We start from the raw sequence: 23,380 nt of genomic DNA on the forward strand, positions 1-23,380 counted from the left end.
AGGCCGAGCATGGCTCGGCGCTACAGAAAGCAGAAGGGCCGCTTGCGCGGCCCTTCGTGTTTCTTACTTCAGCTTCGCGTCGGCGCGCAGGGCGGCGGCGCGGTCGGTCTTCTCCCAGGAGAAGGCCGTGGCGTTGACGGTCTCGCCTTCGCCGTTGAGGTAGCTGAACTCCTTCGGCTTGCGGCCGAAGTGGCCGTAGGCCGCGGTCTGCTGGTACATCGGGTGCACCAGGTCCAGCATCTTGATGATGCCGTACGGGCGCAGGTCGAAGTGCTTGCGGATCAGCTTCTCGATCTTGTCGTCGCTGATCTTGCCGGTGCCGAAGGTGGTGACCGAGATCGAGGTCGGCTCAGCCACGCCGATGGCGTAGGAGACCTGCACTTCGCAACGGTCGGCCAGGCCGGCGGCAACCACGTTCTTGGCGACGTAGCGGGCCGCGTAGGCCGCCGAGCGGTCGACCTTGGACGGGTCCTTGCCGGAGAAGGCGCCACCACCGTGACGGGCCCAGCCGCCGTAGGTGTCGACGATGATCTTGCGGCCGGTCAGGCCGCAGTCGCCCACCGGGCCGCCGATCTCGAACTTGCCGGTCGGGTTGATGTGGAACTTGGTGCCCTTGTGCAGCCACTTGGCCGGCAGCACCGGCTTGATGATCTCTTCGCGGACGGCCTCGATCAGGTCCTTCTGCTTGATGCCCGGGGCGTGCTGGGTCGACAGGACCACCGCGTCGATGGCCGAGACCACGCCGTTTTCATAGCGCAGGGTGACCTGGCTCTTGGCGTCCGGGCGCAGCCACGACAGCGGCGAGTTCTTCTTCTTGCGGATCTTGGCCTGCTGCTCGACCAGGCGGTGCGACAGGTGGATCGCCGCCGGCATGTAGCTGTCGGTTTCGTTGGTGGCATAGCCGAACATCAGGCCCTGGTCGCCCGCGCCCATTTCTTCCGGCTTCTTGCGGTCCACGCCCTGGGCGATGTGCGGCGACTGCTTGCCGATCAGGTTCAGCACGCCGCAGGTGGCGCCGTCGAAGCCGACGTCGGAGCTGTCATAGCCGATGTCCACGATGACCTTGCGGGTCAGCGCTTCCAGGTCGATCCAGGCGCTGGTGGTGATCTCACCGGCCACGATGGCGACGCCGGTCTTGACCATGGTCTCGCAGGCCACGCGGGCGCGCTGGTCCTGGGTCAGGATCGCGTCCAGCACCGCATCGGAGATCTGGTCGGCAACCTTGTCCGGATGGCCTTCAGAGACCGACTCGGAGGTGAAGAGGTAGCTGGACATCAGGCTTAATATCCTTTGATTCGGATGGAAAGATGGGCGCGCATGATACACGGGGTGCGCCGCCTGTGCATTGTGAACCGGTACGGGTTGCCGGTGGTTAAGGTGGTGTGCCCTGCCGTACCGGGCCCCGGCGGGGATCGCGAGGCGATCGTGTGCTGCCAGTGTTCCATGGGCGTGACCATTGCCGGCCCGGCAGCGCGGGGCCTGGCGCGGCCGCGAAGACCCGCGCGCCGTCATCGTTCTGCCGCCAAACCGCAACAACCCTGCCGCGTGGCGGGCGCAGGCTCTCGGCCAATCCGGCCGCCGGGCATGAGTGCACACGCCATGCAGGAACTCGAACAGCGCTTGCAGCAACGCTTCCCCGACTGGTTCCATGGCCGCCGCGGCCAGCTTGCCCGGCCCCTGCTGCGCAGCGTCGGCCGCTGGTCACGGCTGGACCGGATCGAGGACTTCCTGCGCCGCAATGCCGGCCTGCGCGGATTCGACTTCGTTGCCGCAGGCCTGGACTTCATTGGCGGCCAGTACCAGGTGGACCCGGCCGCGCTGGCCAGGATCCCGGCCAGTGGGCGCCTGCTGATCGTCGCCAACCACCCCTCCGGCGCGCTCGACGCGCTGGCGCTGCTGGATGCAGTCGGCCGCATCCGGCGCGATGTCCGCATCATCGCCAACGACCTGCTGGGGGCGATCGGGCCCTTGCAGGAGCTGCTGCTGCCGGTGCGCATCCTCGGCGGCAAGGTGCAGCGCGGCAGCCTGCACGCGGTGGAGCAGGCCCTGGCCGCCGAACAGTGCGTGATCGTGTTCCCGGCCGGCGAGGTGTCGCGCCTCTCGCTGCTGGGCATCCGCGATGGGCGTTGGCAGCGCGGCTTCGTCCGTTTCGCCCGCGCTGCCGGTGCGCCGGTGCTGCCGGTGCGGGTGCAGGCGCGCAACTCGGCGTTGTTCTACGGGGCCTCGACCCTGTTCAAGCCCGCCGGTACCGCCCTGCTGGCCCGCGAGATGTTCGCCCGCCGCGGCCGCCCGCTGCGCCTGTGCATCGGCGAGCCGATGCAGCTGGGCGAGGGCGACCCGGGGCAACAGCTGCTGGCGGTGCGCCGCGCGCTGTACGCGCTGGGCCGCAGTCCGGCGCTGGCAGACGGGCGCGTCGAGGGGCCCCAGCCGCTGGCGGCGCCGGTCGCCCCGGCCCAGGTGGCGGCCGCCATCGCCGCGGCGACCCGGCTCGGGCAGACCGCCGACGGCAAGCAGATCCTGCTGGCCAGCTGCACTGCCGATTCGCCACTGCTGCACGAACTGGGCCGCCTGCGCGAGCTGACCTTCCGCCAGGTAGGCGAGGGCACCGGCCGCAGCCGCGACCTGGACGACTTCGACCTGGACTACCAGCACATCGTGATCTGGGATGGGGCCGCGCAGCGCATCGCCGGTGCCTACCGCATCATGCGCGGCGCGCAGGCCCTGGCCCGGCGCGGCCTGGCCGGGCTCTACAGCGCCTCGCTGTTCCGCTATTCCGACGATGCCATCACCCGGATTGCCGAAGGCCTGGAACTGGGGCGCAGCTTCGTGGTGCCCGATTACTGGGGCAGCCGCAGCCTGGACTACCTGTGGCAGGGCATCGGCGCCTACCTGCAATGCCAGCCGGGCATCCGCTACCTGTTCGGTGCGGTGTCGATCAGTGCCGCGTTGCCACGCGAGGCGCGCGAGCAGCTGGTGGCCTACTACCAGCGCTACTACGGCGTGGCCGATGGGCGGGTGGAATCGAACCGGCCGTTCCAGTACTTCGCGGCCCCGCCGTGTTTCGGCGAGCTGGACGCCGCCGCCGCGTTCGATGTGCTCAAGGCCAACCTGGCGGCACTCGGTACCGGCGTGCCGACCCTGTACCGCCAGTACACCGATCTGTGCGAGCCGGGCGGAGCCCGCTTCCTGGCCTTCGGTGTCGATCCCGATTTCAGCGACTCCATCGACGGCCTGATCGAAGTCGACCTGCAGGCGATCCGGCCACACAAGCGCAAGCGCTACCTGCGCGACGCCGGGGCTGCCGCATGAGTACGCTGGCGACCCTGTCGCCGAACCGGCGCGCGGTGTTCGTCTCCGACGTGCACCTGGGTTCGCGGCACTGCCACGCCACCGAACTGGCGCGCTTCCTCACCGGCCTGCGCTGCGAACGGCTGTACCTGGTCGGCGACATCATCGACCTGTGGTGGATGGCCCACCACCGCGCCAACTGGCGGCAATCGCACAGTGAAGTGATCCAGGCCCTGCACGCGCTGCATCGCGCCGGCACCGACATCGTCTACATTCCCGGCAACCACGACGCGTCGCTGCGCCAGGTGTGCGGCCTGATGCTGCCGGCGATGCAGGTGCGGCGGCGCGCGATCCACACCACGGCTGACGGCCGTCGGCTGCTGGTCGCGCACGGCGACGACTACGACGGCGTCACCCATTTCGGCGGCCTGCAGGAAAAGTTCGGTGACTGGCTGTACTACCGCATCCTGACCGGCAACCAGGCGCTGAACGCGGTGCGGCGTCTGCTCGGGATGCGCTACTGGTCGCTCTCCGAGTTCCTGAAGAAGCGCAGCGGGGCCGCCGAGCGCTACATCGAACGTTTCGTGCAGGCCGGGCTGGACGATGTGCGCCGGCGCGGGCTGGATGGCATCGTCTGTGGCCACATCCACCGTGCCGCGCTGATCGAGCGCGACGGGCTGGTCTACGCCAACGACGGCGACTGGGTGGAGAGCCTGACCGCGCTGGCCGAGGACCACGACGGGTCGCTGCGCCTGCTCGACCACAACGGGCAGACGCTGGTGGAACTGCCGGGGGCGCGCGCCAAGCAAGCGGCCTGAGATGCCCTGTAGCGTCGAGCCATGCGCGGCTGTCGCATGCGAGGGGGTCGGACCGAAAAACAGTCGAGCATGGCTCGACGCTACAAAAGAGCCTTTCAACCGGTGTGCCATCGAGACGGCACGCCCGCAAGCGGCTAGCATCGGGCCATGGATTCCCTGACCCAGATCGTGCTTGGCGGCGCCGTCGCTGCTGCCATCGCTCCGCCCGGCCATCGCCGTGCGGCCCTGCTGGCCGGTGCCGCGCTCGGCACCCTGCCGGACCTCGATGCCCTGTGGCTCGGCTTCACCGCCGCCGACCCGGTGGCGAACATGATCGAGCACCGCAGCTTCAGCCATTCGCTGCTGGTGCTGCCCTGGGTGGCTGCCCTGATCTGGTGGTTGTTCAAGCGCTTCGGCAACGGCCGCGTCGCGCAGTCGCCGGTGCGCTGGTTCTGGGCGATCCAGCTGGCGCTGGTCACCCATCCGCTGCTGGATGCGTTCACCGTCTACGGTACCCAGCTGTGGTGGCCGTTGCGGCCGCATCCGGCCATGGGCTCCAGCGTCTTCATCATCGATCTCGGCTACACGGTGTGGCTGCTGCTGGGCTGCGTGCTGGCCTGGTTCGGCCGCGCCCGCCCCTGGGCTGGCAAGGTGCTGGGTGTGGCGTTGCTGGTCAGCAGTGCCTACCTGGGCTGGGGCCTGATCGCCAAGGCGCAGGTCGACCGTGCGGCCCAGCAGAGCCTGGCGGCGATGGGCCTGGGCGATGCGCCGCGCTTCTCGGTGCCGATGCCGTTCAACACGCTGTTGTGGCGGGTGGTGGCGATGACGCCGAACGGCTACGTGGTGGGCGACCGCTCGCTGGTGGCCGACCACGGGCCGATGCGGTTCGAAGGCCACGCGTCCAACGTGCAGGCCCTGCGCGAAGCGGGGGCCATCCCGGCGGTGCAGCAGCTGACGTGGTTCAACCGTGGCTTCATGCGTGCGCAGGTGGTGGACGGCCGGCTGGTGCTGAGCGACCTGCGCATGGGGCTGGAGCCCGACTACACCTTCAGTTTCGTCGTCGCCGAGCAGGCCGATGGGCAGTGGCGGCCGATCACCCCCGAGCAGGTGCGGGTGGATTACGGCAGTCCCGCCGCGCGCGCCGACGCCGGTCGCCGGCTGGCGGCGATGTGGCAGCGGATCTGGCAGGAGCCGGCGGCACAGCCGGGTGCCTTCGACCATACCGCCGTGCATTGATCCGTGGATCCACGCCACGCCTGGATGGCGAAGACATCGGTGGTGGCAGCCACGCAGGGCGTGGCTGCACCGGATCAATACACCGTTGCGCGGCCCTGCACGAACGAATAGAAGAACACCGCGTTCGGGTCATTCTGCACCAGGCGGAACTCGCGACGCATGCCTTCCACGGTGTCCTCGTCCACGCTGCCGGCCTGCAGCAGCTGATCGGCGGCCGACAGCAGCAGCTGCTCCCAGAACGCGATCATCGTCTTGCGCCGCGCCGGTTCGCGGTTGTCCAGGTGGATGGTCTTGATCTCGGTGTGCACATCGCGGAAGCCACCGGCCAGCAGCAGGTTGCCCAGCTTGGCGCCGACGAACGGGTCGCCACCGTGGTCGTACTGGAAATCGTTGAACGCCATCCAGTAGCGCCAGATGTGCGGCGAATACGGGTCGAGCAGGAACGAGGCGTTCATCACCTCGGTGATGTACACCGGCGAACCCGGGGCCAGCACGCGGCGCACTTCACTGAGCACGCGGGCGGGCGAGGGCACGTGTTCCAGCACCCAGCACAGGAACGCCGAGTCGAAGCTGCGGGCCTCGAACGGCAGTTCGCCGGCATCGGCCTGCTGCAGGGTATAGCGGTCGCTGCACCATGGCGTGCGCGACAGGTTCCCGCGTGCGGTCTCCAGCTGCGTTTCGCTCAGGTCCACCCCGGTCACGTGCAGGTCGGGGAAGCGGCGCAGCAGGATCTCGGTCTGCGCGCCGACCCCGCTGCCGACTTCCAGCAGGCGGCGGGCACCGCTGTAGTCGATCTGGCCGAAGATGGTCGATTCCAGCAGGCGCGCCTGGGTCATCAGGCGCTGCTGCTCGGTACCGGAGAAACCGTGCAGGTAGGTCGGGGAGGAAATCGGCGGGGTCATGGCGGCGGGCTCAGGCAGCGGAAGACAGCGCCGGTTCCCCGGCAATGAGGCGGTCGAAGTAGTCGGTGGTCAGCGCGATCTGGCTGGCCGGGTCTTCGGCGCGATTGACCACCGCGCGGAAGGCGGCATTCTCCGGCCGGTCCTTGGCATACCAGCCCAGATGCTTGCGCGCGATGCGCACGCCCTGCGGTTCGCCATAGAACGCATGCAGCGCATGCAGGTGGCCAAGCAGGATGTCGCGCACCTCCGCCAGCGACGGCGGCGGCAGTTCCTCGCCGGTGGCCAGGTAGTGCGCCACTTCGCGGAAGATCCACGGCCGGCCCTGCGCCGAGCGGCCGATCATTACCGCGTCCACGCCGGTCTGCTGCAACACGAAAGCGGCCTTCTGTGGCGAATCGATATCGCCGTTGGCGATCACCGGAATGCGCAGCGCGGCCTTGATCTCGCCGATCGTGGCGTACTCGGCCTGGCCGGTGTAGTGCTGGTCGCGGGTACGGCCGTGCACCGCCAGTGCCGCGATACCGCTGTCTTCGGCGATGCGCGCGATCAGCGGGCCATTGCGATGGTCGCAGTCCCAGCCGGTGCGGATCTTCAGCGTGACCGGCACGTCCACCGCGTTGACCACGGCTTCCAGAATGCGTGCCACCAGCTGCTCGTCGCGCATCAGCGCCGAACCCGCCCAGGCGTTGCACACCTTCTTGGCCGGGCAGCCCATGTTGATGTCGATGATCTGCGCGCCGTGATCGACGTTGTAGCGCGCGGCCTCGGCCAGCTGCTGCGGTTCGGTGCCGGCGATCTGCACGCTGATCGGTGCCGGCTCGCCGTCATGGTCCATGCGGTGGATCGATTTGCGCGTGTTCCAGAAGCGCGGGTCGCTGATGGTCATTTCCGAGGCGGCCAGACCCGCGCCCAGCCGTTTGCACAGCAGGCGGAAGGGCTTGTCGGTGACGCCGGCCATGGGCGCCAGCACGACGTTGGGGGCAATGGTGTACGGGCCGATCTGCATGCGCCCATTGTAGGGCGCGGGCAGTGGCACGGTCGTGTCGGCACGACCCGGATTCAGGCCGATCGGCACCGACCTCATGCCGTACCGGCATCAGCAGATGCTTGACGGTTGCTTCCACCGCCCCCAAGGGCGGGCGATGGTGGGCGGCTACCCCAGGCCCTGCCAGGCCTGGCGGGCCTGCAGAATGCACAAAAAAGCCCGGGTGCCTGCGGCCCCGGGCTTCTCTACCCACGCATGGCGTGGATTACTTTGCCTCGGAATCGGCCGGGGTGAAGCGCGGCATCGCCGCAGCGGCGCCTTCCTTCTCGGTGGAACGACCGGCGAACTGGTTGGCGAAGCGCACGTGGCGGGCGAACGGGGCGTCGGCGACCTGGGCCAGCGAGGCGGCCAGCGCACCGTTGAAGGCGTCACCGGCACCGGTGGTGTCGATCGCCTGCACCTGTTCGGCACCCACGCGGTAGTACGGCTGGGTATCGCCGCGCAGGTTCTCGTCGGCATGCGAGACGAACACACCCACCGAACCCAGCGTGACCACCACGGTACCGTTGCCGACCAGCTTGCGGCACAGCGCGTGCAGGCTGGCGCCGTCCAGCGCGGCGACGTCGTTGGCATCCACGCGCTCGCCGACATGGCGGCCGAGCAGGGCAGCGAACTCGGTCTCGTTCGGAGTGATCACGTCGGCCAGCTTGAGCAGGCCGATGGTCGACGGGGCGTCGGCCGGTGCGGTGTTGAGCACCGTGGTGACCCCGGCCTCGCGCGCCGTGGCCAGCGCCGCTTCGATGGTCTGCACCGGCGATTCCAGCTGCACCAGCACCACCTTGGCGCCGGTCAGCAGCGCCTGCTGCTGTTGCAGGAAGTCGGTGCTGAGCGCGGCGTTGGCGCCCGGACCGATCACGATGGTGTTGCGGCCACGCGCATCAACGTAGATGCCGGCGGTACCGGTCGGTTCGCTGCTGGCTTCGGCGATCAGCGCGAACCCGTCCTGGGTGGCCAGGTCGCGCGCGGTGGCACCACCGGCGTCATCCCCCAGCGCGCAGACGAAATGCGTATCGGCGCCGGCACGGCACGCGGCCACGGCCTGGTTGAAGCCCTTGCCGCCCGGGCCGGTGCTGTAACGGCCGGCAATGGTCGCACCCGGTGCCGGCAGCGACTCGCACCGCCACACGTGATCGACATTGAAGGAACCGACGACAACGACACTGCTGCTCATAGGGAATCTTTTCTCAACCAAGGGTTCAACTGAAGTGCGTCAGCACGCCGGCGATGGTCGCCGTCATGAAGGTGGCAATGGTACCGCCCAGCACGGCGCGCAGGCCGAACTTGGCCAGGTCGTGGCGACGTTCCGGGGCCAGGCCGCCGATACCGCCGATCTGGATCGCGATCGAGCTGAAGTTGGCGAAGCCGCACAGCGCGTAGGTGGCGATCAGGCGGCCTTCCTCGGACAGGCTCACGCCGGCGATCTGGCCGTTCACGATCTGCGACAGCTCGGTGTAGGCCACGAACTCGTTGATCACGACCTTCTGGCCGATCAGCGAACCGACGGTGGTGGCATCGGCCCACGGGGTGCCGATCACCCAGGCGATCGGCGCCAGCACGTAACCGAAGATGGTCGACAGGTTGGTCGGCTTGCCGATGGCAGCGGCCAGGCCGGTCACATCGCCGATCCAGGTCAGCGGGGCGTTCAGCAGCGCGATCAGGGCGATGAAGGCCAGCAGCATCGCGCCGATGTTCAGCGCCAGCTTCAGGCCGTCGCCGGCGCCGGCAGCGGCCGCGTCGATGATGTTGCTGGAGGTCTTTTCGACTTCCATCTTCACCGTGCCGCGGGTCAGCGGGGTACCGGTTTCCGGGATCAGCAGCTTGGCCACGACCAGCGTGGCCGGTGCGGCCATGATGCTGGCCGCCAGCAGGTGCTTGGCGTAGAACGCCTGCTGCACCGGGTCGCCGCCGCCGAGCATGCCCACGTAGGCCGCCAGCACGCCGCCGGCGATGTGCGCCATGCCGCCGATCATCATGGTCAGCAGCTCGGACTGGGTCATCCTGGCGATGTACGGGCGCACGGTCAGCGGCGCCTCGGTCTGGCCGATGAAGACGCTGGCACAGACGCTGGTGGTTTCTGCGCCGGACACGCGCATCACCTTGGTGATCGACCACGCCATCACCCGCACGATCGCCTGCATGATGTTCAGGTGATACATCACGCCCATCAGCGCAGAGAAGAAGATGATGGTCGGCAGCACCTGGAAGGCGAAGATGAAGCCGTAGTTCTTGGTGTCCATCAACGAGCCGAAGATGAAGCCCGAGCCCTCGTTGACGTAGCTGAGGATCTTGACGAAGCCCTTGCCCAGCGCGTCGAACACGTCGCGCCCGCCCGGCACCAGGATCACCAGCGCCGCGAAGGCGATCTGCAGGGTGATGCCGGTGGCGACCAGTTTCCAGTCCACCGCGCGCTTGTTGTTGGAAAAGAGCCAGGTGATGCCGATCAGCACCGCCAACCCGAACAGGCCGAAGCCGATCCTGCCCAAACCTTCGACCATCTGAGTGACTCCCCTGGGGCGTCGCGAAAAACGGGAAGCCTAGTGCAGGGCCGGGGCCGGAGCAAGGAAAAGCCGTCTGTGCGCGGCCATCGGCACCGATCGGGCCAGCAACGGCAAGGGGTTGCACCGGTCCGGGCAGGTAGAATGGGGGTTCGACCACGGCCCGGATGCGGGCCCGCAGCAGGAGAATCGCATGCTCTACCGTCGCCTTGGCTCCACCGGCCTGCCGATATCCGCCCTGTCCTTCGGCGCCTGGGTGACCTTCGGCGACCAGGTCCCGCGCGACGAGGCCCGCAACCTGGTGGCCGCCGCCTGGGACCACGGCATCAACTTCTTCGACAACGCGGAGGGCTATGCCAAGGGCCGCGCCGAGCAGGTGATGGGGGATGTGATCGCCGACCTGCGGCTGCCGCGCGACGGATTCTGCGTCTCCAGCAAGGTGTTCTTCGGCAGCGCCAGTGACCCGCGGCCGACCCAGCGCGGGCTCTCGCGCAAGCACGTGACCGATGCCTGCCACGCCGCCCTCAAGCGCCTGCGGGTGGACTACCTGGACCTTTACTACTGTCATCGCCCGGATCCGGACGCGCCGGTCGCCGAGACCGTGCACGCCATGGATACGCTGGTGCGGCAGGGCAAGGTGCTGTACTGGGGCACCTCGGAGTGGTCGGCGACGCAGATCCAGGAAGCGGTGGACATCGCCGCCCGCCACAACTGGCAGGGACCGTCGCTGGAGCAGCCCCAGTACAACCTGCTGCACCGCCACCGGGTGGAGGTCGAGTACGCGCCGCTGTACGCCAATGCCGGGCTGGGCACGACCGTCTTCTCGCCGCTGGCCTCGGGCCTGCTCAGCGGCAAGTACGACGACGGCATTCCCGGCGACGCGCGGCTCGGCCGCGAGGGCATGGGGTGGCTGCAGGACCTGGTCCTGGGCGACAACGGCGTCGATCGTCTGGCCCGGGTGCGGCGCTTCAGTGCGGTCGCGCACAGCCTCGGCCACGCCCCGGCCAGCCTGGCCATCGCCTGGTGCCTGCGCAATCCCAATGTCTCCAGCGTGATCCTCGGTGCCAGCCGGGTCAGCCAGCTCCTGCAGAACCTGCAGGCGTTGGACGTGCTGCAGCAGATGGACGAGACCGGTTGGGCGCAGGTAGAGGCCGTCTTCGCCTGAGCCCGCTGGCGCCGGGCCGTTGTAGCGTCGAGCCGTGCTCGGCTCCCGCGCAGCGCGGGTTTCACCTGGCTGGGATCGAAGAGCCGTCGAGCACGGCTCGACGCTACAGAAGCCGCTATTTCAATTGATGAAATCTATCGATTCCCCGAATTCGATCATTAATTCCATCAATGAAGTTGAGAATGGTTGTTGATTGTCAACTGAGAATCATTATCATTTAACTCGTCCCTCGCACGAGTCCAGATGCTCATGAATGCTCAACCTGTACTGCTGCGCCCCGAAACGCTGACCCTCCGCGACCGTCCGGTCCGCGTTGTCCCGCCGGAAGATGTCATCGACAGCGAAGCCCTGCTCAAGGGCCGCCGTGAAATCCTGATCCAGCACGGCGACCGCTTCTACCGTCTGCGTCATACCAGCAACGACAAGCTGATCCTGACCAAGTAACGCGGCTGGGTCGCCTGCCTCCCTCCCTCCTGCCGGCGCCGCCGGCAGGGTGGGCGACCTGTCCGCTCCCGCTCTCTCCCCCTCGGTCTACCGTTTACGTCGATCCGGCGTGGCGGTGGCCGGGGGTTCCTCTGCCTGACCGACCGACGCCGATGACCCGCCCGACTGCTCTTTGCATTGCCCTGTGGATGGCCCTGCCGCTGTCCGCCCACGCTGCTGCCGCCGATGCGGCGCCCGATACGCGCGAATTCGATCGCGTGCAGGTCACCGCGACCCGCACCGAACGCGCGGTCAGCGACGTCGCGGCCACCGTCGATGTGATCGACCGCGAGCAGATGGACCGGCAGCTGGTGCACGACCTGAAGGACCTGGTGCGGTATGAGCCGGGCCTGTCGGTTACCCGCAGCGTGACCCGCTTCGGCATCGGTGGCATCCGCATCCGTGGCCTGGACGGCAACCGGGTGCGCATCCAGACCGATGGCATTGCCATGCCGACCAGTTTCGACATCGGCTCGTTCTCCAACGCCAACCGCGACTTCACCGACCTGGACACGCTCAAGCGCGTGGAGATCATGCGCGGTCCGGCCAGCTCGCTGTACGGGTCCGATGCGCTCGGCGGCGTGGTCGCGTTCGTGACCAAGGACCCGGCCGACTATCTGAAGGAGGGCAAGGATGCGCATGTCGGCCTGAAGTTCGGCTACGACGGCGAATGGAAGGGCCTGTTCGGCGGCGTCACCACCGCCTTCGGCGGTGAGCACTGGAGCGGCCTGGTCAACATCAACCACCGCCAGGGCCAGGAAACCGACAACAAGGGCGACGTGCGCAGCAACGACAACACGCGCACCGCGCCGAACCCGCAGGACCGCGATGGCCGCAGCCTGCTCGGCAAGCTGGTCTATGCGCCCAGCGACGACCAGCGCTTCCGCCTGACCGTGGAAGGCAATGAAGACAATACCGATACCAACGTGCTGTCGGCGATCGACCGCACCACCACCACCGGCATGAAGGCGCGCGACAAGCAGACCCGCAACCGGGTGTCGTTCGCCCATGAAATGGATGCGCTGGACAAGGCGTTCGCCGACAGCCTGCACTGGCAGGTCTACACCCAGAACAGCGAGACCACCCAGCGCACCGACGAAGCGCGCGCCAACGGCAGCAGCCGCCATCGCGAATTCAGCTTCGACCAGCGCGTCTACGGCCTGCAGGCGGTGTTCAACAAGGCGTTCAGCACCGGCAGTGTCGAGCATGCACTGACCTACGGCTTTGATGGCGCGCGCACCGAGATCCGGCAGAAGCGCGACGGCTACCAGGTCAGCAACCGCGGCGTGGTCAGCACCACCATCCTGCCCGATGCGTTCCCGGTGCGTGATTTCCCGATCAGCAAGACCACCGAACTGGGCCTGTACGCACAGGATGAGATGCGCCTGGCCGGTGGCCGGCTGTCGCTGGTGCCGGGCGTGCGCGTGGACCGCTACGAACTGAAGCCGGAGGTGGACGGCATCTTCGCCGAGGACAATCCCGGTGTCGCGGTGTCCGACCTGAAGAAGACCAGTGTCTCGCCGAAGCTGGGCATGGTCTGGCGTTTCAACGATGCGTGGTCGCTGTTTGCCGGCTATTCGCGCGGCTTCCGCTCGCCGCCGTACAACGACGTCAATCTCGGCTTCACCAACGTCATGTTCGGCTACACCGCCATTCCCAATCCGGACCTGAAGCCGGAAACCAGCGACGGTGTCGAACTGGGCCTGCGCTTCCTGACCCCGGCGGCGTACGTCAGCCTGAGCGGCTACTACAACGACTACAAGGACTTCATCGAGTCCACCCGCGAAGTCGGCCGCAACGCGCAGGGCCTGATCGTGTTCCAGTCGCAGAACATCGCCGACGCCCGCATCTACGGTGCCGAACTGAAGGCCGGCGTCGATTTCGGCGAACTGTCGCCGGCGCTGCAGGGCTGGGCCCTGCGCAGTGCGGTGACAACAAGACCGAAGACACGCCGCTGGATTCGGTCGACCCGCTGCGCGGCACCGTCGGCCTGATGTACGACGCCGACGCGTGGGGCGTGGAACTGGCGGGCACCTTCGTCAAGCGCAAGGATCGCCTTGCCAGCGCCACCGCGTTCCGCCCGGCCGGTTACGGCGTGCTCGACCTGATGGCGCACTGGGACTTCGCGCCCGGTGCGACCTTCAACGTCGGCGTGTTCAACCTGGCCGACAAGCGCTACATCGAGTGGTCCACGGTCGGATCGACGCTGGCCACCGGCAGCCGTGTCACCGACCGATTCACCAGCCCCGGCCGCACCCTGTCGGCCAGCCTTGCCGTGTCCTGGTAAACGCCCATGAGCCGAGCACTGTCCGCACGCAGGAATGACGCCACCCCGGTACCGCACAGCGGTGCCTGGCCGACCCCGATGCAACTGGCAGCGCTTGGCACCGTCCTGTGCCTGTACCCCGCCGAGGGCAGCGAACTGGCGGGCTGGCGGCAGGCGGTCTCGGTGCATGCCTGCCAGGCCGTGGACAGCGAGGGCGTGCACGAAAGCCTGTGCTTCCTGGATGCGCGCGGCCGCTGTGTCTGGCGCCTGTACCTGCTGCCGGACAGCGACTTCCTGGCCTGGGATCGGCTGGTGGCGGCATTGCCGTCGGCGCCGCCACGCGATGCCGAAGGCAGCGTTGGCGAACGCCTGTGGCGGCGCCTGGCCGGCCATCTGCGCGGGCAGCGCTGGCGGCTGTGCAGCGTGCGCCTGCATGCAGCCGACGATGGCCGGATCCTGGCCGCCAGCCTGTCCACGCTGTCTTCGCTGGGTGCGGCCACCGCACGCCGGATCGCGCGGATGGAAGGCGCCGACGGCGAGCTGTCGATCGACGACTGCTGCTGTGCCGAGGCAGCCCGCCGGCCCGCGCCGCGTGCGTCCGGCGACCTGCCGCTGGTGCGCCTGTGACCTGATCTCCATGGAGCAACCCCGGCCACGGACTGGCCCTCCACCGACCCTGAAACCCGAAGGACATCCCAGATGAAGTTCCAGACAGCCAGCGTGATGCTGCTGCTCGCCAGCAGTGGCGCAGCCAGCGCGCAGCCCTCCGACATCGCCCGCGACCACGACAGCATCCTCGCCATGCAGGGCGAGTACACGGTGGATTTCGCCTTCGACGAAACCGTGCTGCTGAAGCCGGGCTACGAGCGTGCGCCGGCCATGCGCAGCGGCGGTGACGAGGTCGTGATCGTGATCGAGGACAGCCCGAAGCGGATCGTCCTGCAACACCTGCTGGTGGATGGCAAGAGTGGCCATGTGACCAAGCACTGGCGCCAGGACTGGGTCTACGAAGCGCCGAACCGCTTCGAGTTCAGCGCTGACCAGACCTGGCAGGTACGCGCGATCGACGCGGCCACCAACCGGGGCGCCTGGACCCAGTGCGTGTACGAGGTGAGCGACGCACCGCGCTACTGCGGCACCGGCAAGTGGACCTACACCAACAACGTGCCGAGCTGGACCAGCGACCTGAGCTGGCGCCCGCTGCCGCGCCGTGAATACACCAAGCGCAGCGACTACAACGCGCTGGCCGTGATCAACCGCCACACGCTCACCCCGAACGGCTGGACCCACGAACAGTTCAACACTAAGGTGCAGCGCAATGCCGACGGCAGCCAGGTGGAGATCGCCCGCGAGTTCGGCTTCAACGACTACATCAAGACCACCGAGGTCGACTTCACCCCAGCCCGCGACTACTGGAAGGCCACCGCCGGCTACTGGGCCAAGGTGCGCCAGCGCTGGGACGGCTTCCTGACCCAGGCCCCGGGCGTGCACCTGAAGACCAAGCTGGACGGCATGGCGATGATCATCCCGCTGTTCACCCAGGCCGAGGAGATCCAGTCCGGCAAGAAGGTGAAGGACACGCAGATCGACGAGGTGTTCGCCAAGTACGTGGAAAAGGCCCCGAAGGAAGGCTGACCGCCCGCGCGGTTGCCGAGGGTGCCGGGCCTGCCCGGCAGCGCATCCACGCCACGCGTGGATGCGCTGCACCCAAGGCGCCGACCGGCCGGTTCCCGCACCACAGCCTGCAGCGCGACACCGGCGCGGCCCACACGCGGGCACGGGCCGTGTTCCGGTCCTACTCCTTGAACATCAGAAACGCCGCCACCACGATCAGCCCGAACGCGGCGTAGTGGTTCCACTTCAGCGGCTGGCCCAGGTAGAACGCGGAAAACACCGCGAACACCAGCAGCGTGATCACTTCCTGCATGCCCTTCAGCTGCGGCGCCGAATACACCGCACTGCCCAGCCGGTTGCCCGGCACCTGCAGGCAGTATTCGAAGAACGCGATGCCCCAGCTGACCAGGATCACCGTCATCAGCGGCGCACTCTTGAACTTCAGGTGCCCATACCAGGCGAAGGTCATGAAGATGTTGCTGCCGAGCAGCAGCAGTACCGGGTACAGGTAGGCGGCGAACGACGTGCCGGGCATCCGGGCGATCTCGAGGGGGTGGGGCGCGCAGCATACCGCCGGCCCCACCCCGGGTGTGTCACCGCCGTGTCAGGCCTCGCGCAGGGCCATCGCCGGTGGCGTGTGCAGGATGCGCCGGGTGCCCCACCAGCCGGCCAGCAGGCTCAGCCCGATGCCGGCCGCGCCCCCCAGCAGCAGGCCGGGCCAGGGCGGCAGCAGCGCCAGCTCAAACACCTTCTGCGAGACCAGGACGCCGATCACCGCCGCTGCGCCGATCGCCAGCAGTGCCGCCAGCGCCCCCAGTGCGCCGAATTCCACCAGCACCGCACCGCGCAGCTGGCGCCGGGTCGCGCCCAGCGTGCGCAGCACCGCGCTGTCGTAGCGGCGCTCGCCGGCGGTGGCCTGCAGCGCGGCCAACAGCACCAGCACACCGGCCAGCAGGCTGAACACCATCACCAGCTGCACCGCCTGCGCCACCCGGTCCATGACCTCGCGCACCTGCGAGATCACCGCGTCCACGTCCAGCAGCGACAGGTTCGGTTGTGCCCGCACCAGCGCGCCCAGTCCGGCGGCCTGGCCCGCCGGCAGGTGGAAGGCCGACAGCAGGTTGTGCGGTGTGTCGCCCACCGCGTTCGGATTCAGCAGCACGAAGAAGTTCGGCCGGAAGGTGTTCCAGTCGGCCTTGCGCACGCTGGTGACGGTGAACTCGCGTTCCTGCTCACCCACCGCAATGCGGATGCGGTCGCCCACCGACACCCCGTAACGTTCGGCCCAGCCGGTTTCCACCGATGCCTCCGCCGCCGTGCTGCCAGGCGACCAGAAGGTCCCGGTGATCAGCGTGTTGGCCGGCGGGAAGGTGCTGCGCCAGCTGAAGTTCAACGGCCGGTTCTCGTCATCGTCATCGCGCTGGCCTTCGCCCTGGGCCGGCTGGCCGTTCTGCTCCGGCGTACGGTCCACGCGCAGCGGCGGCTTGCCGTTGATCGCGATCAGGCGCCCGGTAGCCATCGGTTCGATGCTGGCATCGGCCGCGCCAAGGTCGCGCAGTGCCGCCAGCACGCTGTCGCGCTGCCCGGGCTGGATGTTGATCAGGAAGTAGTTGGGTGTGTCCGCGGGCAGCCGCTCGCGCCACTGCTGCAACAGGCCCGGCCCGATCACGGCCAGCAACAGCAGCGCGCACAGCGACAGCGACAGCCCGACCAGCTGCATCACCGCCAGCAGGCGGCGCCGGGTCAACGCGGCCAGGCCCAGCCGCCAGTTGCCGTGCAGCCGGTGCTGCAGCCCGCGCAGCAGCTGCAGCAGCAGGAAGCCGGCCAGGCCGGCGACCAGGGCCAGCCCGGCCAGTCCACCCAGCACCCACAGCGCCAGTTTCAGGTCGCCGGTGACCTGCACCGCCAGCACCAGGCTGGCGGCCAGCGCGGCCAGGTACGCCAGCAGCGAGGCCGGTGGCAGGGCGGCGAAGGAGCGGTTGAGCACGCGCATCGGCGGCACCCCGCGCAGGCGCAGCAGCGGCGGCAGGCCGAAGCCGAACAGCAGCAGCAGGCCGATGCCGGCACCGGTCAGCGCCGGCGTCGCTTCGGGCAGCGGCAGGCGCTGCGGCACCAGGCTGCCCAGTACCTGCACCAGGCCTTCCTGAGCAGCCATGCCCAGGCCGATGCCGAGCGCGCAGGCCGGCACCGCCAGCATCAGCAGCTGCAGTGCCAGGCCCAGCAGGATGTCGCGCTGGCGCGCGCCCAGGCAGCGCAGGATCGCCACCTGGTCGATGCGGCGCAGGGCGAAGCGGTTGGCGGCCAGTGCGGTGGCCACGCCGGCCAGCAGCACCGCCAGCAGCGCGCTCAGTCCGAGGAAACGGCCCGCGAGGTCGAAGGCCTGGCGCACGCCACGCTGGGTGTCATCGATGCTGAGCAGGCGCATGCCCTTCACCTGCGGCAGCAGCCACTGCCGCAGCGCGGTGATCTGCTCGGGGGCACCGGCGAACATCAGCCGGTAGTTGATGCGGCTGCCGGGGCCGAGCAGGCCGGTGCCGTCGACGTCGGCGCGGTTGACCAGCAGGGTGGGCGACAGTGTCAGCAGGTCGCCGCCGGTGTCCGGCTCGGATTCGATGATGCCGGCGATGCGCAGCGTGCCGGCGCCGAATTCGAGTGCGTCGCCGGCTTTCAGGCCCAGTGCCTGCAGCAGGCGCGGGTCGGCGTAGGCCTGGCCCTTGGCGGGCATGCCGGCGTTTGCGATCAGCGCGCCGCCCGGGGTCGCCCGCACGCGCAGCGTACCGCGCAGGGGATACCCGGCTTCGACCGCCTTGATGCTGGCCATCTGGCTGGCGTCGCCCTGGAACAGCACGCTGCCGAAACTGGCCAGCCGCGTATGTGCCAGCCCCCGCCGTCGTGCTTCTTCGGCGAACGCAGGCGGCGCCTCCTCGCGGCCGGCCACGCCGAGGTCGCCGCCGAGCATCTCCGCCGCGCTGCCGGTCAGCGCAAGGTTGACCCGGTTGACCAGCGTGCCCACCGCGGTCATCACCGCCACCCCCAGCACCAGTGCGGCGAACACGGTCAGCAGGTCGCCGGCCAGCGCCTCGCGGCGCAGCGCGCGCCACGCGTGCCGCAGCAGGTTCATGCCTCGGCCCCGTGCTGCACCGCCTGCAGGCGGCCGTTGTCGATGCGGTGGATGTGCTGGCAACGCTGCGCCAGGCGCAGGTCGTGGGTCACCAGGACCAGGGTGGTGCCGCTGCCGGCGTTGAGCTCGAACAGCAGGTCGCTGATGTGCTGGCCGGTGGCCTGGTCCAGCGAGCCGGTGGGCTCATCGGCGAACAGGATGCGCGGGCGGGTGACGAAGGCGCGGGCCAGGGCCACGCGCTGCTGCTCGCCACCGGACAGCTGCCGCGGATAGTGGCGGGCACGATGGGACAGGCCGACCTGGGCCAGCACCTGTTCCACCCGGGCACGGTCCTCGCGCCCGGCCAGTTCCAGCGGCAGCGCCACGTTCTCAGCGGCGGTCAGCGCCGGCAGCAGGTGGAAGCTCTGGAACACGAAGCCGACCTCGCGTGCGCGCAGCTGCGCGCGCGCTTCCTCATCCAGCCCCCCCAGATCCTGGCCGGCCAGCGCGATGCGGCCACGACTGGGCAGGTCCAGCCCGGCCAGCAGGCCGAGCAGGGTGGTCTTGCCGGAACCGGACGCGCCGACGATGGCCACGCTGGTCCCTTCATGGACGGTCAGGGTGATGTTGTCCAGTATGTGGACTTCACCCTCCGGGCCATGCACGGATTTGCCGACCTGCTCGACGGCGATGGCGACGGGCGCGCTGCGGGGGGACAGGCTGTCGATGAGGAGACTCCAATGCACGGGATGGGATGGAGCCGGCACGCCGGCACGATGATGGGGCTGCTGCTAGGGTTGCTGCTGTTGCCGGCGCTGGCCTGTGCCAAAGGTCCAGCCGGCACCGTGCTGGTGCTCGGCGACAGCCTCAGTGCTGCCCACAATATCCCGGCCGATGCCGGCTGGGTCAGCCTGCTGCAGCAGCGGGTCAGGCAGCAGTCGAAAACCCCGCCGCGGGTGGTCAACGCCAGCATGAGCGGGGAAACCACCGCCGGTGCGCTGACCCGCCTGCCGGGCCTGCTGGCGAAGGAGAAGCCGACGGTGGTGATCATCGCGCTGGGCGGCAATGACGCGCTGCGCGGGCTGACCCCGGCGCAGGTGCAGGGCAACCTTGAAAAGATGGTGCAGGCCAGCCAGAAGGCCGGCGCGAAGGTGCTGCTGCTCGGCATCGACGTGCCGCCCAACTACGGCCCGGGCTACCGGCAGCGGCTGGCGGCGGCCTACCGCGCGCTGGCGACGCAGTACAAGGTGCCGCTGCTGCCGTTCCTGCTGGAGGGCGTGGCCCTGCAGCCCGGGCTGATGCAGGCCGACGGTCTGCATCCGACCGCGCAGGCCCAGCCGAAGGTGCTGGACAACGTCTGGCCGCTGCTGAAACCCCTGTTGTGAATCTTTTTTCAGCCGCTTGACGGAACTTCACATCGCGTCCACCGTCGATCGGGCATGTTTCACAAAGCTGAAGAAAGAGGGACTCTCATGCGTCAGACGAAAGAGACTTCCGGCCTGGTGCTGGTGGTCGAGGACAACCGCAACATCTCCGAGATGATCGGCGAATACCTGGAAGGCCGTGGCTTCGAGGTGGACTATGCGCAGGATGGCCTGGACGGCTACCGTCTGGCCGCCGAGAACAGTTACGACGTGGTCGTGCTGGACCTGATGCTGCCGCGGCTGGATGGCATCGAAGTGTGCCGCCGGCTGCGCAACGATGCGCGCAAGTCGACCCCGGTGCTGATGCTTACCGCACGCGACACGCTGGACGACAAGCTCACCGGCCTCGGTTTCGGCGCCGATGACTATCTGACCAAGCCGTTCGCGATCCAGGAACTGGAAGCGCGCCTGCGCGCCCTGATCCGGCGTGAACGCCGCCAGGTCGGTTCGGAAGTGCTCAAGGTCGCCGACCTCGTGCTCGATCCGGTCAGCATGCGCGCCACCCGTGCCGGTACCGAACTGCAGCTGTCGCCGATCGGCCTGCGCCTGCTGACCATCCTGATGCGCGAATCGCCGCGCGTGGTCACCCGCCAGGAAATCGAACGCGAGATCTGGGGCAACGGCCTGCCCGATTCGGACACCCTGCGCAGCCATCTGTACAACCTGCGCAAGATCATCGACAAGCCGTTCGACCGGCCGCTGCTGCATACCGTGCAGAGCGCGGGGTATCGCATCGCCGATATCGCCCAGCCGATGGCCTGAGCGTCGTCGTGCCGGCGCAGCAGCAGCACCGGCACGGTCGTGGTCGGCAGGGCAGGGGTGACGGACTGGAATGCCAGGCTGTCACCCGCCATGCACGATCACGGCACAGCGCGCTGCCTATAATCGCAGCGCTCTGATCGGGACTCCGCAATGCCGCACGGCCTGCCGCGCAAGATACGTATCGCCTTCATCCTGCAAGCGGTGTTGGCCAGCCTGGGCATCCTGCTGGGGGCCTGGCTGGTGTCGCTGGTGATCAAGCACAGCCTGGTCGGCGCCGCCCTGCGCGAAGAGGCGGCCTACTATTGGACGCTGTACGAGGCGTCGCCGGTACAGCCACCGCCCAATACCCGCAACATCCGCGGCTACCTGCTCGAACGTGGGCAGTCCAGCCTGTCGCTGCCGGCCAACCTGCGCACGCTCGAACCGGGCTTCCACGAACTGCCCGATGACGATCAGCTGGTGCTGGTCGATGCCCGCGCGCAGGGGCGGCTGTATCTGGTGTTCCTGCGCTCGCGCGCGGAAATGCTGGCGTTCTGGTTCGGCATCGTGCCGGTGCTGCTGACCCTGCTGGCGGTGTACGGCGCGTCCTGGATCACCTACCGCGCATCGAAACGCCTGGTGTCACCGGTGAACTGGCTGGCACGCCGCGTCTCGCGCTGGGACCCGGGCCACCCCGAAGCGGCCGATCTTGAACCGCACAAACTGCCGGCCGACATGCAGGGTGAGACCCGGCAGCTGGCCGCAGCGCTGCATTCGCTGGCCAACCGGGTCACCGCGCATGTGGCGCGCGAGCGCAACTTCACCCGCGATGCCAGCCATGAACTGCGCACGCCGCTGACCGTGATCCGCGTGGCCAGCGACATGGCACTCGGCGATGATGCCCTGGAGCCCCGGCTGCGCCGCAGCCTGCAGCGCATCCAGCGCGCAGGCCGCGACATGGAGGCGGTGATCGACGCGTTCCTGATCCTGGCCCGCGAGGCGGATGTGGAACCGCAGGTCGAACTGTTCGACGTCAACGACATCGTCCGCTATGAAGTGGACAACGCCAACGAACTGCTGGGCAGCCGGCCGGTGGCGGTGCACCTGCACAGCGAGGGGCCGGTCCAGCTGCACGCGCCGCCGCGGGTGCTGCAGGTGGTGGTCAGCAACCTGGTGCGCAACGCCTGCAGCTATACCGACGAAGGGCGCATCGACGTGTACGTGCAGCCGGACCGGGTGGTGGTGCGCGATACCGGCATCGGCATGTCCGCCGAGGCGCTGTCACGTGCCTTCGAACCGTTCTACCGTGCCGAGCCCAGCCGCCCGCAGGGCACGGGCCTGGGCCTGTCGATCGTCCGCCGCCTGTGCGACCGCTTCGGCTGGCGGGTCAACCTGGCCAGCGAACCGGGGCAGGGTACCGAAGCGACGGTGGTGTTCCGCTGACGCTGAAGCCGGGTGTGCAGAGTCGAGGGAGGCGCGTCCGCAGCCTTGCTCAATCGCACCTCACCTTCGGTGCCAGCGCCCGGGTCCAGATCGCATAGCCGGCCGGGGTCATGTGCAGCATGTCCTCGCGGAACAGCGCGGCATCCGGCTGGCCGTCGGCGCCGAGCATCGGCGTGTAGATGTCGGTGAAACCGGTGTTGGGCAGCTTGGCCAACGCAGCCTTGATCAGCGTGTTGGCCTCCTTGATCGCCGGCAACAGGTGCGCGCGCGACGGGCTGGGCTTGATCGATACGTACTCGATGCGCGTCTGCGGCAGGTCGCGATGCACGCGCTGTACGAAGGCCACCACGTCGTCACGGACCTGGCTCGCACTGCGGCCGCTGTTGAGATCGTTGTCGCCGGCGTAGAAGAACACCTTGCACGGTGCATACGGCACCACGGCCTGCCCGGCATACCAGGTGCTGTCGCGCACTTCGGAGCCGCCGAAGCCGCGGTTGAACACCGGCTGCCCGGGGAAGTCCTCGGCCAGCGTGTCCCACATGCGGAAGGAGGAACTGCCGATGAACTCGATGCCGCCCCGCGGCGGCGGGTTGCGCCGGTCGGCCTCGGCGAAGGCGGCCATGTCGCCGGCCCAGGCCACGTTGGATACCTGCGCGGGCACCTGCGGCGGCGCCGGCGGGCTCAGCGCGTGCGCCAGCGGCGCGGCCAGCAGGCCAAGGACGATCAGGCAGGTGCGGGGGCGGGTCATCGGGCTCTCCGGCAGGGCAAGGGGGTATCCATCATAGAAGCTGGGCGGGCCGCGCACTTGGCCGTACCGGGCCGTTGCTGGCAGCGGCGGGCACTGCGCGGGGTGCCGGTGCCGCCCTTGTGGCAAAATGGGGGCTGTCTGCCTACCCCTGCCCACCCATGATCCCCTGCCGTGCGTCTGAGCGGTCGCTGCGCCGCGCCCCTGTTGCTGGATGCTTCACCCGTGGCTGATCAGTTCGGTCATCTGCCCCGCGGCCCGCGTCGCATCTTCCAGGCCGCGCGCTGGTCCTGGCAGGGCCTGCGTGCTGCCTGGCTGCACGAGTCCTCGTTCCGGCTGGAGGTCTACCTGCTGGTGCTGCTGACCCCGCTGGCGCTGTGGCTGGGCCAGACGCCGGTCGAGCGCGCGCTGATGATCGGCTCGATGCTGCTGGTGCTGGCGATGGAGCTGGCCAATTCGGCCATCGAAGCGGTGATCGAGCGCTACGGTGCGGAAATCCACGAACTCGCCGGTCGCGCCAAGGACATGGGTTCGGCGGCGGTATTCGTGCTGATGATGAACGTGCTGCTGTGCTGGGGCCTGGTGCTGGTGCCACGGCTGCTGCCGGCCAGCGCCGGCTGACCTTCTTTCCCCCTT

At 68.6% G+C, this 23,380-nt stretch carries 20 protein-coding genes and 1 pseudogene; 12 read left to right on the forward strand and 9 right to left on the reverse strand.

Translation table 11 applies throughout. The features are described from left to right. Positions 1 to 63 precede the first annotated feature (63 nt). On the reverse strand, positions 64 to 1,275 hold the full coding sequence (gene metK, locus Q5Z10_RS03410) for a methionine adenosyltransferase (protein WP_012510070.1): 1,212 nt from the start codon (positions 1,273 to 1,275) through the stop codon (positions 64 to 66). A gap of 324 nt (positions 1,276 to 1,599) precedes the next feature. Here metK and olsF point away from each other — a divergent pair, with 324 nt between their 5' ends. The 3 genes from olsF to Q5Z10_RS03425 all read left to right on the forward strand — a co-directional run bounded on the left by olsF (position 1,600) and on the right by Q5Z10_RS03425 (position 5,321). Next, complete coding sequence (olsF, locus tag Q5Z10_RS03415; RefSeq protein WP_303639131.1) at positions 1,600 to 3,309, forward strand: bifunctional ornithine lipid synthase OlsF; 1,710 nt, start codon at positions 1,600 to 1,602, stop codon at positions 3,307 to 3,309. After that, entirely contained in the window at positions 3,306 to 4,106 is an 801-nt protein-coding gene (locus Q5Z10_RS03420) for a UDP-2,3-diacylglucosamine diphosphatase (RefSeq protein WP_303637946.1), read from the forward strand. The genes olsF and Q5Z10_RS03420 overlap by 4 nt, the downstream gene beginning before the upstream one ends. Before the next feature lie 147 nt (positions 4,107 to 4,253). Then, positions 4,254 to 5,321 carry a metal-dependent hydrolase gene (locus Q5Z10_RS03425; protein ID WP_303637947.1) on the forward strand — a complete coding sequence of 356 codons (1,068 nt, stop codon included), beginning with the start codon at positions 4,254 to 4,256 and terminating at the stop codon, positions 5,319 to 5,321. A 74-nt stretch (positions 5,322 to 5,395) separates the two neighbouring features. Here the strand turns inward: Q5Z10_RS03425 and Q5Z10_RS03430 are convergent, their stop codons facing one another. From Q5Z10_RS03430 to Q5Z10_RS03445, 4 genes are all read right to left on the reverse strand, one after another. Continuing rightward, on the reverse strand, positions 5,396 to 6,223 hold the full coding sequence (locus Q5Z10_RS03430) for a class I SAM-dependent methyltransferase (RefSeq protein WP_303637948.1): 828 nt from the start codon (positions 6,221 to 6,223) through the stop codon (positions 5,396 to 5,398). A gap of 10 nt (positions 6,224 to 6,233) precedes the next feature. Next, positions 6,234 to 7,229, reverse strand: a complete 996-nt coding sequence (dusB, locus tag Q5Z10_RS03435; protein WP_154262345.1) for a tRNA dihydrouridine synthase DusB — start codon at positions 7,227 to 7,229, stop codon at positions 6,234 to 6,236. 244 nt (positions 7,230 to 7,473) lie between these two features. Next, positions 7,474 to 8,439 carry a ribokinase gene (locus Q5Z10_RS03440; protein ID WP_303637949.1) on the reverse strand — a complete coding sequence of 322 codons (966 nt, stop codon included), beginning with the start codon at positions 8,437 to 8,439 and terminating at the stop codon, positions 7,474 to 7,476. Between the two features lie 25 nt (positions 8,440 to 8,464). After that, positions 8,465 to 9,763 carry a NupC/NupG family nucleoside CNT transporter gene (locus Q5Z10_RS03445; RefSeq protein WP_303637950.1) on the reverse strand — a complete coding sequence of 433 codons (1,299 nt, stop codon included), beginning with the start codon at positions 9,761 to 9,763 and terminating at the stop codon, positions 8,465 to 8,467. A gap of 193 nt (positions 9,764 to 9,956) precedes the next feature. On the opposite strand from Q5Z10_RS03445, the gene Q5Z10_RS03450 reads away from it, so the two are divergent. From Q5Z10_RS03450 to Q5Z10_RS03470, 5 genes and pseudogenes are all read left to right on the forward strand, one after another. Then, positions 9,957 to 10,928: an aldo/keto reductase gene (locus tag Q5Z10_RS03450; protein ID WP_303637951.1), complete on the forward strand. Its 972-nt coding sequence runs from the start codon at positions 9,957 to 9,959 to the stop codon at positions 10,926 to 10,928. 249 nt (positions 10,929 to 11,177) lie between these two features. Further along, entirely contained in the window at positions 11,178 to 11,372 is a 195-nt protein-coding gene (gene hemP / locus Q5Z10_RS03455; RefSeq protein ID WP_303637952.1) for a hemin uptake protein HemP, read from the forward strand. 152 nt (positions 11,373 to 11,524) lie between these two features. After that, positions 11,525 to 13,698: pseudogene (locus Q5Z10_RS03460) on the forward strand (TonB-dependent hemoglobin/transferrin/lactoferrin family receptor). 6 nt (positions 13,699 to 13,704) lie between these two features. After that, entirely contained in the window at positions 13,705 to 14,304 is a 600-nt protein-coding gene (locus Q5Z10_RS03465; protein ID WP_303637953.1) for a ChuX/HutX family heme-like substrate-binding protein, read from the forward strand. A 72-nt stretch (positions 14,305 to 14,376) separates the two neighbouring features. Continuing rightward, a complete protein-coding gene (locus tag Q5Z10_RS03470; protein WP_303637954.1) occupies positions 14,377 to 15,312 on the forward strand; it encodes a DUF6607 family protein in 936 nt (311 codons plus the stop codon). 160 nt (positions 15,313 to 15,472) lie between these two features. On the opposite strand, the gene Q5Z10_RS03475 is transcribed toward Q5Z10_RS03470, so the two are convergent. The 3 genes from Q5Z10_RS03475 to Q5Z10_RS03485 form a co-directional block, all read right to left on the reverse strand. After that, positions 15,473 to 15,826, reverse strand: coding sequence for a DMT family protein (locus Q5Z10_RS03475; RefSeq protein ID WP_303637955.1), 354 nt, complete (start codon positions 15,824 to 15,826; stop codon positions 15,473 to 15,475). Between the two features lie 69 nt (positions 15,827 to 15,895). Next, entirely contained in the window at positions 15,896 to 18,412 is a 2,517-nt protein-coding gene (locus Q5Z10_RS03480; protein WP_303637956.1) for an ABC transporter permease, read from the reverse strand. Next, on the reverse strand, positions 18,409 to 19,056 hold the full coding sequence (locus Q5Z10_RS03485; RefSeq protein WP_345783981.1) for an ABC transporter ATP-binding protein: 648 nt from the start codon (positions 19,054 to 19,056) through the stop codon (positions 18,409 to 18,411). Before Q5Z10_RS03485 ends, Q5Z10_RS03480 begins: the two co-directional genes overlap by 4 nt. 75 nt (positions 19,057 to 19,131) lie before the next feature. Between Q5Z10_RS03485 and Q5Z10_RS03490 the strand changes: the two genes are divergently transcribed. From Q5Z10_RS03490 to Q5Z10_RS03500, 3 genes are all read left to right on the forward strand, one after another. Then, positions 19,132 to 19,776: an arylesterase gene (locus Q5Z10_RS03490; RefSeq protein ID WP_303637958.1), complete on the forward strand. Its 645-nt coding sequence runs from the start codon at positions 19,132 to 19,134 to the stop codon at positions 19,774 to 19,776. Between the two features lie 87 nt (positions 19,777 to 19,863). Next, positions 19,864 to 20,577, forward strand: coding sequence for a response regulator transcription factor (locus tag Q5Z10_RS03495; protein WP_002811889.1), 714 nt, complete (start codon positions 19,864 to 19,866; stop codon positions 20,575 to 20,577). A gap of 150 nt (positions 20,578 to 20,727) precedes the next feature. Continuing rightward, positions 20,728 to 21,999 (forward strand): sensor histidine kinase, encoded by a 1,272-nt coding sequence (locus Q5Z10_RS03500; RefSeq protein ID WP_303637959.1) that lies wholly within the window; start codon positions 20,728 to 20,730, stop codon positions 21,997 to 21,999. A 49-nt stretch (positions 22,000 to 22,048) separates the two neighbouring features. On the opposite strand, the gene Q5Z10_RS03505 is transcribed toward Q5Z10_RS03500, so the two are convergent. Beyond that, entirely contained in the window at positions 22,049 to 22,747 is a 699-nt protein-coding gene (locus Q5Z10_RS03505) for an SGNH/GDSL hydrolase family protein (RefSeq protein ID WP_303637960.1), read from the reverse strand. A 222-nt stretch (positions 22,748 to 22,969) separates the two neighbouring features. On the opposite strand from Q5Z10_RS03505, the gene Q5Z10_RS03510 reads away from it, so the two are divergent. Then, entirely contained in the window at positions 22,970 to 23,365 is a 396-nt protein-coding gene (locus Q5Z10_RS03510) for a diacylglycerol kinase (protein ID WP_303637961.1), read from the forward strand. Positions 23,366 to 23,380: the final 15 nt, after the last annotated feature.

The organism is Stenotrophomonas sp. 704A1, assembly GCF_030549525.1.
Taxonomy (GTDB): Bacteria; Pseudomonadota; Gammaproteobacteria; order Xanthomonadales; family Xanthomonadaceae; genus Stenotrophomonas; species Stenotrophomonas tuberculopleuritidis.

Bases quoted from the DNA above. Each gene is read 5' to 3' on its own strand.
- metK (WP_012510070.1), bottom strand. From the start codon at position 1,275: ATGTCCAGCTACCTCTTCACCTCCGAGTCGGTCTCTGAAGGCCATCCG.
- olsF (WP_303639131.1), top strand. From the start codon at position 1,600: ATGCAGGAACTCGAACAGCGCTTGCAGCAACGCTTCCCCGACTGGTTC.
- Q5Z10_RS03420 (WP_303637946.1), top strand. From the start codon at position 3,306: ATGAGTACGCTGGCGACCCTGTCGCCGAACCGGCGCGCGGTGTTCGTC.
- Q5Z10_RS03425 (WP_303637947.1), top strand. From the start codon at position 4,254: ATGGATTCCCTGACCCAGATCGTGCTTGGCGGCGCCGTCGCTGCTGCC.
- Q5Z10_RS03430 (WP_303637948.1), bottom strand. From the start codon at position 6,223: ATGACCCCGCCGATTTCCTCCCCGACCTACCTGCACGGTTTCTCCGGT.
- dusB (WP_154262345.1), bottom strand. From the start codon at position 7,229: ATGCAGATCGGCCCGTACACCATTGCCCCCAACGTCGTGCTGGCGCCC.
- Q5Z10_RS03440 (WP_303637949.1), bottom strand. From the start codon at position 8,439: ATGAGCAGCAGTGTCGTTGTCGTCGGTTCCTTCAATGTCGATCACGTG.
- Q5Z10_RS03445 (WP_303637950.1), bottom strand. From the start codon at position 9,763: ATGGTCGAAGGTTTGGGCAGGATCGGCTTCGGCCTGTTCGGGTTGGCG.
- Q5Z10_RS03450 (WP_303637951.1), top strand. From the start codon at position 9,957: ATGCTCTACCGTCGCCTTGGCTCCACCGGCCTGCCGATATCCGCCCTG.
- hemP (WP_303637952.1), top strand. From the start codon at position 11,178: ATGAATGCTCAACCTGTACTGCTGCGCCCCGAAACGCTGACCCTCCGC.
- Q5Z10_RS03465 (WP_303637953.1), top strand. From the start codon at position 13,705: ATGAGCCGAGCACTGTCCGCACGCAGGAATGACGCCACCCCGGTACCG.
- Q5Z10_RS03470 (WP_303637954.1), top strand. From the start codon at position 14,377: ATGAAGTTCCAGACAGCCAGCGTGATGCTGCTGCTCGCCAGCAGTGGC.
- Q5Z10_RS03475 (WP_303637955.1), bottom strand. From the start codon at position 15,826: ATGCCCGGCACGTCGTTCGCCGCCTACCTGTACCCGGTACTGCTGCTG.
- Q5Z10_RS03480 (WP_303637956.1), bottom strand. From the start codon at position 18,412: ATGAACCTGCTGCGGCACGCGTGGCGCGCGCTGCGCCGCGAGGCGCTG.
- Q5Z10_RS03490 (WP_303637958.1), top strand. From the start codon at position 19,132: ATGCACGGGATGGGATGGAGCCGGCACGCCGGCACGATGATGGGGCTG.
- Q5Z10_RS03495 (WP_002811889.1), top strand. From the start codon at position 19,864: ATGCGTCAGACGAAAGAGACTTCCGGCCTGGTGCTGGTGGTCGAGGAC.
- Q5Z10_RS03500 (WP_303637959.1), top strand. From the start codon at position 20,728: ATGCCGCACGGCCTGCCGCGCAAGATACGTATCGCCTTCATCCTGCAA.
- Q5Z10_RS03505 (WP_303637960.1), bottom strand. From the start codon at position 22,747: ATGACCCGCCCCCGCACCTGCCTGATCGTCCTTGGCCTGCTGGCCGCG.